This is a genomic window from Tangfeifania diversioriginum, from assembly GCF_900141875.1.
Classification (GTDB): domain Bacteria; phylum Bacteroidota; class Bacteroidia; order Bacteroidales; family Prolixibacteraceae; genus Tangfeifania; species Tangfeifania diversioriginum.
This window is the reverse complement of record NZ_FQZE01000031.1, coordinates 1-18292: the sequence shown is the minus strand read 5'-3', so window position 1 is coordinate 18292 and position 18292 is coordinate 1. Positions and strand designations below refer to the sequence as shown.

17 protein-coding genes are annotated in these 18292 nt (G+C 39.8%); 15 read left to right on the top strand and 2 right to left on the bottom strand.

Features of this window, described 5'->3' with window-relative positions:
* Positions 1–131: 131 nt before the first annotated feature.
* Both BUC07_RS16745 and BUC07_RS20980 read left to right on the top strand, forming a co-directional pair.
* Positions 132–1556 carry a sulfatase family protein gene (locus BUC07_RS16745; protein WP_073172288.1) on the top strand — a complete coding sequence of 475 codons (1425 nt, stop codon included), beginning with the start codon at positions 132–134 and terminating at the stop codon, positions 1554–1556.
* 221 nt (positions 1557–1777) lie between these two features.
* Positions 1778–1933, top strand: coding sequence for a hypothetical protein (locus BUC07_RS20980; RefSeq protein ID WP_175552557.1), 156 nt, complete (start codon positions 1778–1780; stop codon positions 1931–1933).
* Positions 1934–1979: 46 nt separating this feature from the next.
* Here the strand turns inward: BUC07_RS20980 and BUC07_RS16740 are convergent, their stop codons facing one another.
* Positions 1980–2348 (bottom strand): YccF domain-containing protein, encoded by a 369-nt coding sequence (locus BUC07_RS16740; RefSeq protein ID WP_073172286.1) that lies wholly within the window; start codon positions 2346–2348, stop codon positions 1980–1982.
* Between the two features lie 187 nt (positions 2349–2535).
* Between BUC07_RS16740 and BUC07_RS16735 the strand changes: the two genes are divergently transcribed.
* The 8 genes from BUC07_RS16735 to BUC07_RS16700 all read left to right on the top strand — a co-directional run bounded on the left by BUC07_RS16735 (position 2536) and on the right by BUC07_RS16700 (position 8688).
* Positions 2536–2946, top strand: coding sequence for a secondary thiamine-phosphate synthase enzyme YjbQ (locus BUC07_RS16735; protein ID WP_073172284.1), 411 nt, complete (start codon positions 2536–2538; stop codon positions 2944–2946).
* A gap of 266 nt (positions 2947–3212) precedes the next feature.
* Positions 3213–4280 carry a hypothetical protein gene (locus BUC07_RS16730; protein WP_073172281.1) on the top strand — a complete coding sequence of 356 codons (1068 nt, stop codon included), beginning with the start codon at positions 3213–3215 and terminating at the stop codon, positions 4278–4280.
* Between the two features lie 101 nt (positions 4281–4381).
* Entirely contained in the window at positions 4382–4537 is a 156-nt protein-coding gene (locus BUC07_RS16725) for a YjbQ family protein (protein WP_083578314.1), read from the top strand.
* A 141-nt stretch (positions 4538–4678) separates the two neighbouring features.
* The gene (locus BUC07_RS16720) at positions 4679–6283 is read left to right on the top strand and encodes a thiamine pyrophosphate-dependent enzyme (protein ID WP_073172340.1); all 1605 of its coding nucleotides are present in this window, start codon (positions 4679–4681) and stop codon (positions 6281–6283) included.
* Positions 6284–6288: 5 nt separating this feature from the next.
* Positions 6289–6867, top strand: a complete 579-nt coding sequence (locus tag BUC07_RS16715) for an indolepyruvate oxidoreductase subunit beta (RefSeq protein WP_073172337.1) — start codon at positions 6289–6291, stop codon at positions 6865–6867.
* Positions 6868–7053: 186 nt separating this feature from the next.
* Entirely contained in the window at positions 7054–7794 is a 741-nt protein-coding gene (locus BUC07_RS16710) for a trypsin-like serine protease (RefSeq protein ID WP_139279621.1), read from the top strand.
* A 238-nt stretch (positions 7795–8032) separates the two neighbouring features.
* Positions 8033–8326 (top strand): type II toxin-antitoxin system HigB family toxin, encoded by a 294-nt coding sequence (locus tag BUC07_RS16705; protein WP_073172274.1) that lies wholly within the window; start codon positions 8033–8035, stop codon positions 8324–8326.
* A gap of 5 nt (positions 8327–8331) precedes the next feature.
* Positions 8332–8688, top strand: a complete 357-nt coding sequence (locus BUC07_RS16700; RefSeq protein ID WP_073172271.1) for a helix-turn-helix domain-containing protein — start codon at positions 8332–8334, stop codon at positions 8686–8688.
* Positions 8689–8918: 230 nt separating this feature from the next.
* Here the strand turns inward: BUC07_RS16700 and BUC07_RS16695 are convergent, their stop codons facing one another.
* Positions 8919–11075 (bottom strand): elongation factor G, encoded by a 2157-nt coding sequence (locus tag BUC07_RS16695; protein WP_073172269.1) that lies wholly within the window; start codon positions 11073–11075, stop codon positions 8919–8921.
* 378 nt (positions 11076–11453) lie between these two features.
* Between BUC07_RS16695 and BUC07_RS16685 the strand changes: the two genes are divergently transcribed.
* The 5 genes from BUC07_RS16685 to BUC07_RS16665 all read left to right on the top strand — a co-directional run bounded on the left by BUC07_RS16685 (position 11454) and on the right by BUC07_RS16665 (position 18264).
* Positions 11454–13781: a TonB-dependent receptor gene (locus BUC07_RS16685; RefSeq protein WP_073172263.1), complete on the top strand. Its 2328-nt coding sequence runs from the start codon at positions 11454–11456 to the stop codon at positions 13779–13781.
* Positions 13782–13798: 17 nt separating this feature from the next.
* The gene (locus BUC07_RS16680) at positions 13799–14602 is read left to right on the top strand and encodes a DUF4249 domain-containing protein (protein ID WP_073172259.1); all 804 of its coding nucleotides are present in this window, start codon (positions 13799–13801) and stop codon (positions 14600–14602) included.
* Between the two features lie 126 nt (positions 14603–14728).
* Positions 14729–15439: a FadR/GntR family transcriptional regulator gene (locus BUC07_RS16675; RefSeq protein ID WP_073172256.1), complete on the top strand. Its 711-nt coding sequence runs from the start codon at positions 14729–14731 to the stop codon at positions 15437–15439.
* Between the two features lie 3 nt (positions 15440–15442).
* Positions 15443–16366, top strand: a complete 924-nt coding sequence (locus BUC07_RS16670; protein ID WP_083578313.1) for a dihydrodipicolinate synthase family protein — start codon at positions 15443–15445, stop codon at positions 16364–16366.
* A gap of 110 nt (positions 16367–16476) precedes the next feature.
* Positions 16477–18264 (top strand): SusC/RagA family TonB-linked outer membrane protein, encoded by a 1788-nt coding sequence (locus BUC07_RS16665; RefSeq protein ID WP_073172250.1) that lies wholly within the window; start codon positions 16477–16479, stop codon positions 18262–18264.
* The last annotated feature ends 28 nt before the right edge of the window (positions 18265–18292 follow it).

Sequence of the window (18292 nt, the reverse complement as noted above, 5' to 3'; positions counted from 1 at the left end):
TAACGTATAAAACCGCTGCCTTTTCAGGTGGCGGTTTTTATTTGATCATTTGTGGATTTGAATCATTTAATTTTTTTGGAAAAAACGGCACAAACCTGTAGTTTTACATACTTCATCTCAATAAAACTAAAATGAAACCAATAAGCAATTCTTTCCTGGTTTTTGCAGTATTTCTTTTCTTTTTTTCCTGCAGTGAGCAATCTGAGCAGCAAGACAAACCAGTCAACTTTGTGTTGATTTACCTCGACGATATGGGCTTTGGCGACCTCACGCTTACCGGGGCCCTGAACTATTCAACGCCCAATATCGATAAAATGGCTGCCAATGGAATGTTTTTTTCGCACTATTATTCCCCACAAGCTGTTTGCAGTGCTTCGCGTGCCGGACTGCTTACCGGCTGTTATCCCAACCGGGTTGGGTTCAGCGGTGCGCTCGATCATACTGCTGATACAGGCATCAATCCTGAAGAAGAAACCATTGCCGAGGTATTGAAAAAGAAAAATTATGCTACGGCTGCATTCGGGAAATGGCATCTGGGGCACCATAAAAAGTTTTTACCGCCCAATCATGGTTTCGATGAATATTTTGGCATTCCCTATTCAAACGACATGTGGCCCAACCATCCCACCAACAAAAATTACTATCCGCCTCTTCCACTTATCGAGGGCGATGAAGTGGTTGAAACCAATCCCGATCAATCACGGTTTACAACTGAGTTTACCGAACGAACTGTCGATTTTATTCAACGGAATAGAGAGCACCCGTTTTTTGTTTACCTGGCACACCCGATGCCGCATGTTCCGCTGTTTGTTTCTGATAAATTTAAAGGGAAATCGGAGCAGGGATTGTACGGCAATGTGATGATGGAAATCGACTGGAGTGTGGGTGAAATTCTTACTGCATTAAAAGATCTTGAGCTGGAAGAAAATACAGTGGTGATATTTACATCTGATAACGGCCCGTGGATTAATTATGGTAACCATGCCGGGAGTACAGGTGGTTTGCGCGAAGGGAAAGGAACCACTTTCGAAGGCGGACAGCGCGTGCCCTTTTTGGTGCAGTGGAAAGGAACTGTTGAACCTGGCAGGGTGGATAATAACCTGGTGTCGGGAATTGATATTCTTCCGACCATTGCTGAAATTGCTGGCGCGCAGTTGCCTGAAAAAAAGATCGATGGCGTGAGCCTTTTACCGCTACTGAAATCACCTGAAGCCGAACCGCCCCGTAAATCATTTTTGTACTATTACCGCCGCAATAATCTCGAGGCTGTTCGCGATGGACAATGGAAGCTGGTTTTTCCCCATAACGGAAGGACTTATGAGGGATTTGCACCCGGAGAGAACGGGCAGCCCGGCCAGGTGGATGAATGGTCGGAAGTTGAGCCAGGTTTGTATAACCTGCGTCGCGACCCGGGCGAGCGGTATAATCTTTTGAAACATCACCCCGAAATAGCTGAGCGCCTTCGAGGTATAGCTGATGCTGCACGCAAAGACTTAGGCGATGAACTTACAGATAATCCGGGTGAAAACCGGAGACTTCCCGGGCAGGTGGAATAACGTAACAAAATCACTTTCAATATTAAATAAAAGTACAAAATACAACTATTATTGAATAGTTCTTGTCATTTGTGCTTTTTATTGCTACTTTTAGAGAGTAATCTCATTTAGTGTAATTACTCATCTAAAAATTGAATTCAGCCTAATCAATCTTATTAACTTACTGAAGAACTGAAAAGTGATTTGGAATTTTATGTTTTAATAATTTAAATAAAATAGATATGTACGACAGGAAGCATCATCATTTTTCGTCACCCGATTTAAAAAAAATGCAGGAAGTAGTAATTAATGCACGCACACGAATTTATATTGGATCTGACGAAGATCCGGAAGAAGCAAAAGAACGCTACTTATCGCGAATGGGAGTGAAACCCTAAAAAGTTGTTAATCCCCCTTTAACATGCTTTGGATCAATATTTATTTCTAAATTAATCTCCGGCCGAAAGGAGTGAGCGCCAAAGATACCATTTTGAAATGCTGTTTTGCCCAGGGGATACCGATGATGGTAATTCCGAGCAGGGCACCAAACACAAGGTGTGTGAGGGCAATCCAGATGCCGCCAATAATCAGCCACAGAATATTCATAATAGTAGATAAACATCCCGGTGCATAATCCATGTATTCCACCCGTTGGTTGAAAGGCCACAGCGCCAGCATTCCAAGTTTAAAGGCTTGGATGCCAAAAGGAATACCAATTATTGTAACGCAAAGCGCCAGCCCGGCGAGGATGTATTCCAGGAAAATGGCAAAACCACCAAATACCAGCCAAATGATATTTCCTAATACCTTCATTTTTTTGTTTTCAGTAAAATTAACTTTTTATTCAGACGATCAATTCAAATTGGTTATAAAAATGGTTTTTGTTAAATTTGTGAAACTGCTGGATTTGTGAAAGTTAAAAAATAATACCGGTATTTCTTAACGAATCCGGTGACGTTTTTAAGTTATTGGCAGTTTATTAAAACAAAATTGAAGCAAGATGATAAAACAACTCGAAATAACATTACCCGGTTTCAGGAGGGGATACCATTTGATTACCTCACTAATTGAAAAGGAACTTCCTGAACTACCTGAAAAAGGATTGCTGCACATATTAGTTAAGCACACTTCTGCGGGAATTACATTAAACGAAAATGCCGATCCCACAGTGCGCAGCGATTTTGAATCGTTCATGAACAAAATGATTCCCGAAAATGATCCGGTTTACCAACATACTCTGGAGGGCAGTGACGATATCACTGGACACCTCAAAAGCTCTGTAATTGGTGCTGAATTAACTATTCCTATTACCAATCATCGATTAAATTTAGGCACTTGGCAAGGCATTTATTTTTGTGAATTTAGAAATTCTGGGGGTAGAAGAAAGATTGTACTAACTATTCTTAGTTAGTGCCAATTCGATGGCTTCAAAATTTTTAAATGTTTTTCGAAAAGGTTCACCTTTAAAAAAAGTTGAACCCATATTATCTCAAATTTATATTATCATCAAACATTTTATTACTAACTTGACGAGCCAAACATAATTGCTAATGTTATGTACGAATCACTCTTGCAAAAACAACACAAAATGAACTCCACCGTAGGTGCAAAACCTACTCAAAACCATTGAGCCTTAGTTTAAAGTAAAAAACAGAGAAACAATAAAACAATAAAAATATGAACAGCAAACTTTTTGCTTTATGTACATTTCTATTTGTCTGTGTACTGACCTTTGCACAAGAAGATGAAAAGGCAAAAATAGCTCCTAAAGTATTGAGTATGGTAGAAGAAAAAAGAATAGTTGATAATGAGAAATTACTGGCTAAAAATGATTTATTAGAAAAGCATCTTGAATACACAAAAACTATAATTGATCAACAAAATACGCAGATATCAAAAATGTCTAGCCATTTTCAGATTTTCTGGGTTATTACTTCGGTTATTTTAGCAATGATTGTCTTTGTTATGTATGTTCAGTATATAAAACCTGCAAAAGAATTAAAAGCAGAATCAAAGGAACTTCTAAATGAAAGTCAGGCAATATTAGATAATATAAAGGGTGAAATAACAAAAGTAGTTAAAGAGAATTTTGAAGAAATTGAAAGAGGACGATTTGATGCTGCAATAAAAATGTTGAAGTATGGAGATCATATTTCTCAAAATGATGCAGTAGCTACTATTAAAGACTTTAAAGTTAAAGGTTTTAATGATTATCAGCTTTCAATTATGGTTGAACTGTTATCTACTTGTAGAGAAGATATAGTAAATGATGCTAATTCGTGGTATCATCAGTTTATGAAGGATCTTTCAGAACAAAAATCCAATAAAATACTGGATGATTTTTTTAGCAGATATGTAAATAACAATAAAAGGATGTGGTTAAGCTATGCTTTTTATTATTTTATCAACAACAATTCAATAAATTATAAAAATGAGATACATAAGGTATTTATGAAAAAGGATAAAAACGGAGACACCTTTTTCCTTACATATTTTATGCAAGAAATTGAAAATGCTACGAAAATAGATTTCATAAACATTGAAATCTTAAACGATAAGGATTTTGTTGACAAAATGGAAGGCTTAGGTCTTTTAAATGAATTAATAATGACAAATGAAAGATACATGGCAAAAGGTGTTACAAAGGCAAAAAGTATTTATGAGCAATGGCCAGTTTTGGAACGACCTTCATATTTAAAAGAAAGAATAGATGATCTTTTAAAAGTATTGAACGAAAACAGCTAATGAAAGATTAATGAGGCAGGCTAGAAGCACATCGTTATTTGGTTCAACTATAAACTGAATTGAACCAAAATCAATGTGTATTAAAATACATTAACTATGGTATGCCTGCACATTTGAAATCGTCGGTAATTGGTCCCGAAATTACCATTCCAATTACAGGAGGAAGGCTGAACCTGGGAACCTGGCAGGGAATTTATTTTTGTGAATTCCGAAACGGAACCCGCCGGCGGCGCCTGGTGCTTACCATTTTTAGCTGACAAGTGAACAGGTTAATTCTCCGGGTTTCGAAATCAATTACCTGTTTTATAACAAATTTTTGAGAAAACTTTACTGAGTTTTGATATTTTTTAAGGAATAGTATTATCCTATTTTGCAGCCCAAAATAAATGAAATATAAAATGCAAAGAAATTTATTTTTAGGCGTCGAAGCCATTGGTCAGGCCTCCATTGACGCCGGTATATCGGGAGTTTATGCCTATCCCGGTACGCCATCAACTGAAATTACGGAATACATTCAGCATAGTAAAACAGCCAGCGAGCGAAAAATTCACCGCGAGTGGTCGGCCAACGAAAAAACAGCACTGGAGGCAGCACTGGGAATGTCGTATGCCGGCAAACGCTCCATGGCCTGCATGAAACATGTGGGCCTGAACGTGGCTGCCGATGTGTTTATGAATGCTGCAATTACGGGAGTTAACGGCGGACTGGTTGTTACCGTTGCCGATGATCCTTCACAGCACTCGTCGCAAAACGAACAAGACTCGCGCTACTACGGGAAGTTTGCAATGATACCGGTTTTTGAACCTTCGAACCAGCAGGAAGCTTATGATATGATGTACGAAGCTTTTGAGTTTTCCGAAAAAACAGGACTGCCGGTTATGATGCGTATTACCACACGGCTGGCGCATTCGCGTGCCGGTGTGGTCCAAAAAACTACAAAAGATGAAAACCAGCTCCGGCTTCCTGAAAATTTAATGCAGTTTATGCTCCTTCCTGCCTACGGAAGGAAATATTACCAAAACCTGCTCGACAAGCAGGACTGGCTCACTGAGTTGTCAGAAAAATCTTCTTTTAATGCTTTTTACGAAGGAGAAGAAAAAAGCCTTGGAATTGTATGTTGTGGCATTGCTTTTAATTATCTCATGGAAAACTATCCTGAAGATGATTGTCCTTATCCGGTGGTGAAAATTGCCCAGTATCCAGCTCCAAAAGAGATGCTCATCCGGCTCGAAAATGAGTGCGACGAATTACTTGTGATTGAAGAAGGATACCCTCTTGTAGAGGAGCTGCTGACGGACTTTTTTGGCAAGGGAACAAAAGTTTCAGGAAGGCTGGATGGTTCGCTCCCGCGCCGTGGTGAGCTGAATCCCGACCATGTGGCCAAAGCTCTTGGAAAAGAAATTACACCCGACTGGAACAGCCCGGATACGCTGGTTGGTCGTCCGCCGTCGCTTTGTGCAGGTTGCGGCCACCAGGACACCTACAAAGCACTTAACGAAGTGGTGAAAGATGCAGGCGAAGGCAGGGTTTTTTCAGATATTGGGTGTTACACGCTGGGAGCGCTGCCGCCCTACAGTACCATTAATACCTGTGTGGATATGGGCGCTTCTATCACAATGGCCAAAGGCGCTGCCGATGCCGGATTATCACCCGTTTTTGCCGTTATTGGCGATTCAACTTTTACACACTCCGGAATTACCGGTTTGCTCGACTGTGTGGTGGAAAAAACAAATATCAATATAATTATTGTGGATAATGAAACGGTTGCCATGACGGGGGGGCAGGATTCGTCAGCCAAAGGCCGCATTGAAAAAATTTGTGAAGGTGTGGGCGTTGCCCCGGAACATATCCGGCTTTTTGTTCCGCTGAAAAAGAATCATGATGAGATTGTGAAATTAATGAGGGAAGAAGTGGCCTGGGAAGGAGTTTCTGTGATAATCGGGCGTCGGGAATGTGTGCAGCGTCTGGCAAAAATGAAGAAATTAAACAAATCAAAAAAATAAACGGAATGAAGACCGATATAATACTGGCAGGTGTTGGAGGCCAGGGAATACTTTCCATTGCAGCGTCGCTGGGAGCAGCTGCGTTAAACGAAGATTTCTATTTAAAACAGGCCGAAACGCATGGTATGAGCCAGCGGGGCGGGGCAGTGGTTTCGCATTTGCGCATTTCAGATAAGCCCATTCATTCTGACCTGATTCCCCAGGGAAAAGCGGACCTGATACTTTCGGTTGAACCCATGGAGTCGTTGCGCTATTTGGCTTATTTATCTCCGGAGGGTAGTTTGGTAACCAACACTTCTGAATATAAAAATATTTCCAATTATCCTGATTTGGAAGATACCTTCAGCGAGCTTGAAAAGAAAATAAATATTGTACGGATTGATGCCGACAAAATGGCCCGCGAAATTGGCAACCCCAAGGCATCGAACATGGTTATGCTTGGGGCTGCATCGCCTTTTATTTCAATTGATGAAGAAATTATAATTAAAGGTATTGAAACTATTTTTCAGACTAAAGGAGAAAAAATTGTACAGCTGAATATTGAAGCTTTCAAGGCAGGAAGGGCATTTGCTCATAACAAATAAAAAATCAACACGTAAAGAAATTTTAGGAATAATCCGCATGATGAATTATTATTTTTGGATTTGGAATAGTGAAGTGGAATTAATGCTTTTTTACAAATAATGGGAATATATGTACTTTTAGATAAATAAAATATAAAGAATCCATTTACAACAACGTTAGCAGCAATACTACAAAATAAGCTATCGGTGAAAAAGCAAATATTGATATTAATTTTATCCTTTTACTTTATGAGCAATGCCCAGGCCCAATTAGAGAATTCAATTTTTGCAATTGTACAGATTTCATATAATGTACCCGGAGAAGAGTCTGTAATAGGGGGTATTCGAGGTACTGCATTTTTAATAAATGATTCAACTGTTCTTACAGCAAATCATATTTTAAACTCAAAGAATTACCAACCAAACCCAGGTTTCAAGTTTGCTCAGTTTTGGTTGTTAAATCGAGGTAAAAATTTAATAATCCCACTTTCCAAGGACTATTTAAAATCAATAGAAGAAATTGATGCTACAATTATTACACTTCCAGAATCAGTAAAATGTAGTCTTATAGTATCTGAATGCTCGGCTAATCTAAAGGACTCAATCTATAATTTTGGTCATATAAAAGATAAAATGCCAATAACTAAAGCTCATTGGAATAACAATCTTCTTGTAATAGATGAATACGACTTAGATAAATATGTGTCTGATAAAACTGGTACAATCATCGAAATAAGGAAACAAACGATTAATTATAATGACGTGAAATTAAATGACATTACTACACTTAAACCATCTTTTAAAGGCATTACTGGAATGTCAGGAGGACCATTAATTAGGAATAATGAGGTAATTGGACTAATGTCTTTTGGGTTTCCAGCAGATTCTGATATAAAAGATTCTGTTTTTGCAATCTCGATTGATGAAATTATGGTAAGACTAAAATAAGAAGCAAAGCTGCTAACAAAAAATATAGGTCATTTGGCGGATAGTGCTAATTTTGAGTATATTAACATTTAATAAAAATATAAGCGGTTTGACAAGTTGGTGTTTCAAAATGCCAAACGCCCCATATTCAAACCGTTACCAAAAATTCCATGAGTATTGTGATTCATTATTAATTCTGACAAAATTACCAATATGGTAACTTTTTTATTACCTTTGTCGGTAGAATGATAAATTTAAAATGAGAGTAGTTGCTAAAAAGATACTTCGAGAGTTTTGGGAAAAATACACTGATTCAGAGGACCAATTAAAAACCTGGTACAAGGAAGCAAGCAAAGCTAATTGGACAAGTCCAGCTGATATAAAAAATGAATATCCTAAAGCAAGTATCTTAAAAGCCGGGCGAGTGGTATTTAATATATGTGGTAATAAATACAGGCTGATTACACATATTAACTATGCGAGACAATGGGTTTTTATAAGATTCATTGGTACACACACAGATTACGATAACATTGATGCAGAAAAAATTTAATTATTATGGATATTCAAATGATTAAAACCGACGAAGATTACCAAAAAGCATTAAAGAGGCTTGAGGTGATTTTTGATGCTCCAATTGATTCTTCCGAAGGAGACGAAGCAGAGATTCTTAGCATTTTGATTGAGAAATACGAAGATGAGCATTATCCGATTGGACCACCTGACCCGATTGAGGCGATTAAGTTTCGTATGGAGCAAATGGATATGAAAAAAAGTGATTTGGCTAAAATAATTGGATACAAAAGCAGAGTTTCAGAGATTTTCAGCAGGAAACGTAAATTGACTTTACGAATGATACGCAAACTGCATGATACGCTAAAAATTCCGTATGAGATTTTGATAGCGGATTATTAAAAGGCATGTATTGCTAATCGGGTAGGCCGTAATTGCATAAACCGTTCGATTAAAATCAGGTGATAAGCGATTAACCAGATATAAATTCAAACAAAAATAAAATCTAACACCAGTATCCCAATTGCAACGCTAATCATTGCATATTCACTTAAATTTAAAAGACACAAAACAAAGCCCCGATCCAATTGAACCGGGGCTTTTGGTTATAGTAAAATGGATTAGAAAATGGTCTATTCTTCTTCCTGCTCTGCTTCATAGGCTTTCAGCAGTTCGTCCTGGACATCGCCCGGAACTTTTTCGTAACTGTCGAATCCTATGTTGAAAACGCCGCGTCCACCGGTAAGTGAGCTAAGTGATGTAGCATACCTGTACATCTCTTTTTGCGGAACTTTGGCCGAAATTTTTTCCATTCCTCTTTCCGAGCCCATGCCCATAATCATGGCACGGCGCCCCTGCAGGTCGCTCATCACGTCGCCCATGCGGTCGCTCGGCACCCAAACTTCAAGGTTGTAAATGGGTTCAAGAATTTTTGGCCCGGCATTTTTAAAGGCTGTGCTGAATGCATTTCGTCCGGCCAGTTTAAATGAAATCTCGTTTGAATCAACCGGGTGCATTTTTCCGTCGTAAATATAAACCCTGATATCGCGTGCATAAGAACCCGTAAGTGGTCCTTCTTCCATTTTTTCCATGATCCCTTTCAGAATGGCCGGCATAAAACGGGCATCGATTGAACCTCCCACAATGGAGTTGACAAAAATAAGTTTACCTCCCCATGCCAGCGGGTGTTCCTGTACGTCGCGAACAGCAATTTTCTGTTCTTTGTCGCCAAACTTGAACATGGTTTTGGGTTCAGAGCCTTCTTCGTAAGGTTCTATAATCAGGTGCACTTCGCCAAACTGACCTGCGCCGCCCGATTGTTTTTTGTGGCGATAATCGGCCTGTGCCGGTTTGGTAATCGTTTCGCGGTAGGGCACTTTGGGCTGAATGTAGTTTACGCCAATTTTATGTACGTTGTCGAAAAACCATTTCAACACATTTAAGTGGTACTCGCCCATGCCATGAACGAGCAACTGTTTCAGCTCTTTGGAATATTCAATAATATAGGTTGGGTCTTCGTATTTTACTTTACTCAATACTTCGCCCACTTTTTCATCATCCGATTCATTCTCGGCTTTAACCGCCACAGTGTGTTTCGATGCCGGGAATTTGATGGGTTCATATTTTGTGCCGGCTTCTTTTGTAGCCAATGTTTGGTTAAACCTTGTTTCTTTAAGTTTTACCGTGCAGCCAATGTCACCTGCAACCAGTTGGTCAACTTTTTCACGGTTTTTTCCTGCTGAAGCAAAAACCTGCGAAAGGCGTTCTTTATTCTCGGTTTGCGAGTTGTATAAATCGAGTCCTTCTTTAATGGTCCCCGACATTACTTTAAAATGTGTAATCTCGCCCACATGCGATTCTACAGCAGTTTTGAAAACAAACAGGCTTGGCGGTTCCGATTCGTCCATTTTGGGTTCCTGGCCTGCAACAACATTTTTTATGCCTCTTTCGTCGGGCGAAGGAGCAATGTTAACAATGAATTCGAGCAAACGGGCAATGCCAATATCTTTTTTGGCGCAGGTGCAGAATACCGGGTATAAATCGCGCTGAAGCATTCCCATTTTCATCCCTTTGCGCATTTCATCTTCGGTTAGGGTGCCTTTGTCGAAGTAAAGTTCCATTAATGCTTCTTCGTTTTCGGCAGCCATTTCAACCAGTTCGTTGTGCAGACCTTCTGCCCGCTCTTTTTCTGAATCCGGTATGTCGAGCACTTCAGGTTTTCCACCGTCTTTTGGGTATTTGTACATTTTCATTTTCAGTACATCGATAATGGTAGAAAACTCAGGGCCTGCATCGATTGGGTATTGTACAATAGTAACTTTGTTTCCAAAAGTATTTTTGCATTGCTCAAATGTAGTGTCGAAGTTTGAATTGTCGTGGTCGAGCTGATTGAAAACAAACAGCAAGGGTGTGTTTGTGTTTTCGGCATAACGCCCGGCAGCAGCTGTGCCTGATTCAACACCGTTTGTAGCATTGATAGTCATTAATGCGAGGTCGGTTACATTGAGTGATGATACAACACCGCCGGCCAAATCGTCCATTCCGGGTGTATCCACAATGTTTACTTTAACATTGTTATATTCAGTATATAACGGGGTTGAGTAAACAGAGTTGCCATATTCCTGCTCAATAGGGGTATAGTCTGAAACTGTATTATGAGAAGTGACTTCCCCTCTGCGTTGAATTACTCCACCCTCGAACAGCATGGCCTCTGCAAGGGTGGTTTTTCCACTGCCGGCATTTCCAATTAGAGAAATGTTTCGAATTTGTTTCGTCTTGTAAACTTTCATTTTATTTTAGTTTTTTGATTTATTGTCAATACCTTATTCAGATCTCCCTGGAAAAAGGTCACCAAAATTAGTAATAATTTGTTAACAATCAAGAGTATGTACGAAACATCGAAATTTGCAGGAAGGTAATAACAGGGGTTGCTTTTATTAAGTGATTGTAAATTAGTTTTTTTGAATTTTTTCATGTTTTCAAACACTTTCTCTTTTTTTGTTTTTTTAAGAATTACAGACTTTTTTGGGATTTCTTATTTTTTGGAAGTGCCCAATCCTGTTAAGTTTTTTCGGGTATTCACAACGCACAGAAATTCCGGATAATAATTCTCCAAAAAAAAGTTTGCACTTATTTATTGCTATTTTTGAGCCTCGAAAAAATCTGGAATGTTCCGAAAACAATTCATATATTTCCTGGGGCTTCTCCTTATTTCAGCATCAATACAGGCGCAGCAAAAATTTACGATAAGCGGAATTGTAAGTGATGCAGCTACAGGAGAAAGTCTGACCGGAGCTACTGTTGAGGTAGATAAATGGCCCAGCACAGGAGCTGTATCAAACAATTATGGTTTTTATTCACTTAGTGTGCCGGAGGGCGAATATAAATTGCATTTCAGGTTTTTGGGCTACGATACAAAATCTGTTTTGCTGAAATTGGACAGTAATAAAAAGCTGGATATTGAGCTTGGCGAAAAGAATTATGAAATTGGAAATATTGTAGTAACAGGAGAGCGGGCCGATAAAAATGTGACATCGGTAGATATGGGCAAAGTGCAAATGGCTCCCAAACAAATTGAAAGTATCCCGGTAATTTTTGGCGAACCCGATATGTTGAAAACGCTTCAGCTTACTCCGGGTGTGAAGCCGGCAGGTGAAGGGAGTTCGGGGTTTCATGTGCGCGGCGGGGGAATCGACCAGAATTTGATTTTGCTCGACGAAGCACCCGTTTACAACGCATCGCACCTGCTGGGGTTCTTTTCCGTTTTTAATTCCGAAGCGTTGAAAAATGCCAACCTTTTGAAAGGTTCAATCCCTGCAGCGTTTGGCGGGCGCACCTCGTCGGTACTCGATGTGCAGATGAAAGAAGGCAACCTGAAAAATTTCGGCGTGACCGGAAACCTGGGGCTTATCTCGTCGAATGTTACAGTGGAAGGGCCGCTGGTAAAAGACAAAAGCTCCTTTATTGTCAGCGGTCGCCGCACTTATGCCGATTTGTTCCTGAATCTAAGCGGCGATGAAGATATCCGTGAAACGCACCTCTATTTTTACGACCTGAACATTAAAACCAACTACAAGCTCAATCAGAATAACAGAATTTATTTTTCGGCTTATGCAGGCCGCGACGATTTTGGCTACAAAAATGAGTTTGGCTTCGATTGGGGCAGCATTACCGGAACGTTTAGGTGGAACCATATTTTTAACGAGAAACTGTTTTCGAATACCTCGTTAATTTTCAGCAACTATTCGTACGACATTTCAATTATGCGAGATTTCGATGTGGTAATCCGCTCCAAAATCGAAGATTTCAACCTGAAACAGGATTTTTCATATTATGCCAATTCAAATAATACGTTGAAGTTTGGCGGAAATGCAATTTTACATTCGGTTTTGCCGGGCGAAATTACTGTGAATGAAAATTCCCGCTACACACTTCCTGCCGATATCTCAGAACGAAAAGCCATTGAGTGGGCAGCCTACGCTTCCAATAATCAGCGTGTGTCTGAAAAACTGCAATTGTATTACGGGCTTCGCATGGAGCTGTTCAGTAATATTGGGCCAGGCGAATTTTACCGGTTTAATGAACAGGGCGAATTGTCGGATACCATTACCCTGGAAAGAACAGAATTTTTTAAAACGCAGGGAGGAGTGAGTCCGCGTTTGGGAATCAATTACCTGATTAACAGCCGGAGTTCTGTAAAGCTGTCGTATAACCGGATGTACCAGTTTTTGCATTTATTGTCGAACACCACTACTACCACACCAACCGATTTGTGGTTGCCCAGCAGTAACAATGTAAAGCCAAAAATCTCCGATCAGCTTTCTGCCGGGTATTTCAGGAATTTTTACGATAACGAATTTGAAACCTCTTTGGAAGTTTATTACAAAAAACTGCAAAATCAGATTGATTATAAAAACGGTGCTGAACTGATTTTCAACTCCACAGTGGAAGCCGAACTTGTTTTTGGCCGTGGTTGGGCTTACGGCGCCGAACTGATGGTGAAACGGAATTACGGACGACTGCATGGCTGGCTGAGCTACACCTGGTCGAAAACCATGCGCCAGTTTGATGCCATAAATAACGGAAATGCTTTCCCCGCACGCCACGATCGCACACACGACGTGTCGGTGGTGGGCATGTACGATATAAACGACAAACTGAAAATATCGGCTACCTGGGTTTATTACACCGGGAATGCTGTTACTTTCCCCAGCGGAAGGTATGAAATTGATGGAAAAACCATTGGCTACTACACCGAACGAAACGGTTACCGCATGCCCGATTATCACCGGCTGGATTTGGGTTTGGTTTGGCAAACTAAAAAAACCGACAAATTTGAATCGAGCTGGAATTTTTCGGTGTACAATGCGTATGCACGCGAAAATGCTTACTTTATTCAGTTCAGGGAAAAAGAAGAAAACCCGGGAGTGACCGAAGCCGTTCAGGTGTCGCTGTTCAGGGCAATTCCTTCAGTAAGCTACAAGTTTAAATTTTAATAAGCGACTAAAACAGAATGAATAAAATATACTACATATTGGTTTTGTTGTTTCTTGCAGGTTGCGAAAAAGTGATTGATGTGGACCTGAATGAAGCCAGCCCTGAAATTGTAATTGAAGGGAACCTGAATGCGCGGAGCGGGGAGTTGGAAGTGAAAATTTCGAAAACGGGGAGCTATTTTGGCAACGATGAATTGCAGAAAGTGAATGATGCCACGGTTTTTTTTGAAAATCACAGTGGTGCTGTTTTTCCGGTTGACGAAACAGCGGATGGTGTGTACCAAAAAAATAATTTACAGGTTCAGCCCGGAAACGAATACCGTCTTTTGGTTGAGGTGGAAGGAGTGGAATACTCTGCCCGTTCGTTTTTGAACACGGAAATTCCCATTGATTCGCTCAGTTACCGGCTATACGACAGAATTGCTTTTTTTGACAGGGGGTACAGGCTGATGCTGTATTTTTCGGACCCACCCGAGGTTGAAAATTTTTACCGGGTGAAAGTCTATAAAAACGATACATTACAAAATGATGTGAGCGATTTAGTTGTTTTCGACGATACCGGGCTTAACGGAAAATATGTGGAAGTAACCCTGCGCGGCCAGCGTTTCGATGAGGGCGATACGGCCCGGGTGGAATTTCTTACACTCGATAAATCGGTTTATGAATATTTTTCCTCCCTGCGCGAACTGGCCAATACAAACCCCGGTTCGCCGGCACCGGCAAATCCCATTTCAAATTTTTCAAACGGCGCGCTGGGCTATTTTTCAGCCTGGTCGTATGATTCAAGGGATATCGTTATTGAAAATAGTCGTAATTACTGAGCTGCTTTCCTGTTACCCCAATCAATGATTTAGCGATATTTTCTGAAAAAAGATAAAAAAGTTTGCACAATAAATTTTTATAAATATATTTGTCCTACAAATAGGAATTATTCTAATAGACCAATAATGAAAAACAGCTTGCATACCACGACCCTCGCCGACCAGGCCGAAGAAAAAATCATCGAATACATAAAGGAACATCATTTGGTACCTGGCGATGCACTTCCCAACGAAATGCAGTTTTCTGAAATGATGGGTATTAGCCGCAACGTGGTACGTGAAGCGATGAGCCGACTACGCATGTTAGGTCTCATTCAATCACGAACAAAAAGGGGCATTGTGGTAACTGAGCCTCCCTTGTTGAATGGCTTCAGTAAAGTGCTCGACCCCCAACTTTTAAGCATTAATACCCTTAAAGATATGATGGGCATGCGGCTTGCCCTGGAGATTGGGATTACCGATTTTATTTTTGCTAACATCACCAATGTTGATTTAAAGGAATTGGATGAGATTGTTGCCCGACAGAAAGCGATCGGTATCAATAACCTTTCAATTGAGGATGAATTGAAATTTCATTTGAAAATTTATGAGATTGCAGGAAATCAGTTTATTATGAAATTTCAGGAACTGATGCATCCTGTATTTGTGTTTTCCAAACAAAACTACGAGAATTATTTCCAGCCCATAAACCGCAAACTTCAGGAAGAAAATAAAATTATTACCCACGTCGATATTTTGGAAAAACTTAAAAACCGGGATGCTGAAGGATACCGGAACGCGATGCGGATGCATCTGCACCCCTACTGGGAATTTTTATACAACTATACAGAAAAATAAATTATGGATATTCAAAAAATTACTGGACTTATAGCTGCACCGTTTACCCCTATGTACGAGGATGGCTCACTTAACACCGGAATAATTCCGGCCTATGCCGCCAAACTAAAAAACGACCAATTGAGCGGGGTATTCATTTGCGGTACAACTGGCGAGGGTATGTTAATGACCCCTGAAGAACGCATGAAAGTGGCAGAAAAATGGATTCACGAACAAACTAAAGAATTCAAAGTCATTGTTCACGTGGGCACTACATCCTCCAAACAATCCAATGACTTGGCGCGCCATGCTGAAAAAAACAGGGCATATGGCATAGGTTGTATGGGACCATCGTTTTTACCACCTACTCATGTTGACGAACTGGTTGGATTTTGTGCAGAAATAGCTGAGGGAGCACCCGGGTTGCCTTTCTATTATTATCACATACCTTCCATTTCCGGAGTTAAAATCTCAATGGTTGAATTTATTCAAAAGGCGAAAGAGCGCATCCCCAACCTGGCCGGAATAAAATTTACCGACAATAATTTTATGGATATGCAACAATGTATGAAACTCGATAAAGGGAAATGGGACATTCTGCATGGTTACGACGAACTGCTCCTGGCCGGGCTGGCTTTTGGAGCGAAAGGCGCTGTAGGGAGCACCTACAATTTTATGGCGACCTTATATTACGGTGTTATGGAAGATTTTGAAAATGGGAACTTAGATGCTGCTCGCGAAAAACAGGCATTTTCTGTTCGGGTGGTGGAAGTACTGAATAAATACGGCGGTGCCATTGCCGCCGGGAAAGCGTTGATGAAGCAGGCAGGTGTGGACTGTGGCCCTAACCGGCTGCCAATAAAAAACCTGCAAGGAATAAATTATGAAAATTTTACAAAAGAAATTGAAAGTTTAGGTGTTTTAAAACCGGAAAAATCCGGTGTATAGTTTTAGGTATAGTTAGACAAAAGGTCCCGCTATTGAGGAGCGGGACCTTGAAACCTAATCCATTAAAAAGTTATAATGAATTAAATGAATCTTAAAAAGTTTGTAAATCTATGAAAAACTTCGAAGAAAGGCGAAAAGAAAAGCTAGGGAAACGGGGTATGTTAACCCTATTTCTCATTGCAGTGTTATGCAGCATTCAACTACTGTTTGCAGTGAATGTTTACGGACAACAAACGGTAACGGTTGGCGGAACTGTTACTGATTCACAGGGATTGCCATTACCCGGAGCAACGGTGATGGAAGAAGGAACAACAAATGGTACTACCACCAACAGCGATGGTGTTTTTACGATTGAAGTATCAGGAAATGCAACTTTAACAATCTCATTTGTAGGGATGAAAACACAGCATATCGCTGTTAATTCCAGAAGCCAGATAAATATCCAGATGGAAGACGAGACCATCGGCTTGGAAGAAGTGGTTGCTATTGGATATGGTACAGAATCTCGTCATAATGTTACCAGCTCTATTTCATCTGTAAAAGGTGAAAATGTAGAAAATTTACCAGCTTCAAGTGTTGATAATTTATTACAAGGCAGGGCAGCAGGGGTTCAGGTTTTGCAAACTTCTGGTGAACCTGGTTCTGCTTTGTCTGTTCGTATAAGGGGAAATACATCAATAGGGGGGGGGAATGAACCACTTTATGTTGTAGATGGCGTCCCAATTAAATCTGAGAATTATACAGGATTAGGTGAAGGCACAGCTGGTCTAAATTCTTTATCCGATATCAATCCTAACGATATCGCCTCTATAGAAATCTTGAAAGATGCTGCTTCAACATCTATTTATGGAGCCAGGGCATCCAACGGAGTTGTATTAATAACTACTAAGAGGGGACAGGGTAAACCTAGGTTAAATGTTAATTTTTATTCTGGTATTCAAAATTTAACAAAAAAACTTCCTGTGCTTAATAGCAGGCAACATAGAGAATATTTTACCGAAGCATGGCTTAATAGAGGTAGAGGTTTAAGAAATGAAATTACAGATAGCCTTAACTATACTTTTAATGGAGATACTGATTGGCAGAAAGAAATTTTTAGACAAGCATCTGTAAATAATGTCGATTTATCATATAGGGGCGCTAGTGAAAATTTTTCATATTCTGTTTCTGGAGGATATTTCAACCAGGAAGGTATTTTATTAAATTCTAATTATGAACGTTTTACAGGAAGAATTAATGTTGAACATAGGGCAAATAAAGTATTAACTGTTGGTAGTAATTTATCATACAGTTATGCGGTTAGAAACACAGTTAGACAGGGATTAGGGAATCATAACCCAATATATATGGCATTAAGAACTTTTGCTTTTAACAGGCCAACAAATATAACAGGTGCGCTTTGGGAAGGAGGCTCAAATCCTATCAGACAGCTTAATGATATTACTAATGAATCAAACTCAGACAGATTAATTGCGAACATATTTGGTGAAATTGAGGTTATAAAAAATTTGAAATGGAGATCAAATATCGCAATTGATTTATTGTCTCTTAAAGAAGATCGATTTACTCCATCTACTTTAAGAGGGGTACCTTCAAGACAAGCCCTATCAAGATGGACGCGTGATTTGATGTGGATTAACGAGAATACTCTTAATTACAGTAAATTATTTAATGATGACCATTATTTTAATATTCTAGCGGGGTTTAGTCAGCAAATGACGAATAGGCAAGTGCTTACTGCTGCGGGTAGTGAAGCTCCCTCGGATAAAGTTCCAACGATAAATGCAAGTGCATCAATCAATAACGCATCATCTTTTGAGAGTTCTTGGAGTTTAGTTCAAATTAGAAACCCACGTTCTCTGAACGTGGTCAGAGTCGTTTTACGGGTTTGCCTATAAAAGACTCATTGCTAACTTTCGAAAGTTG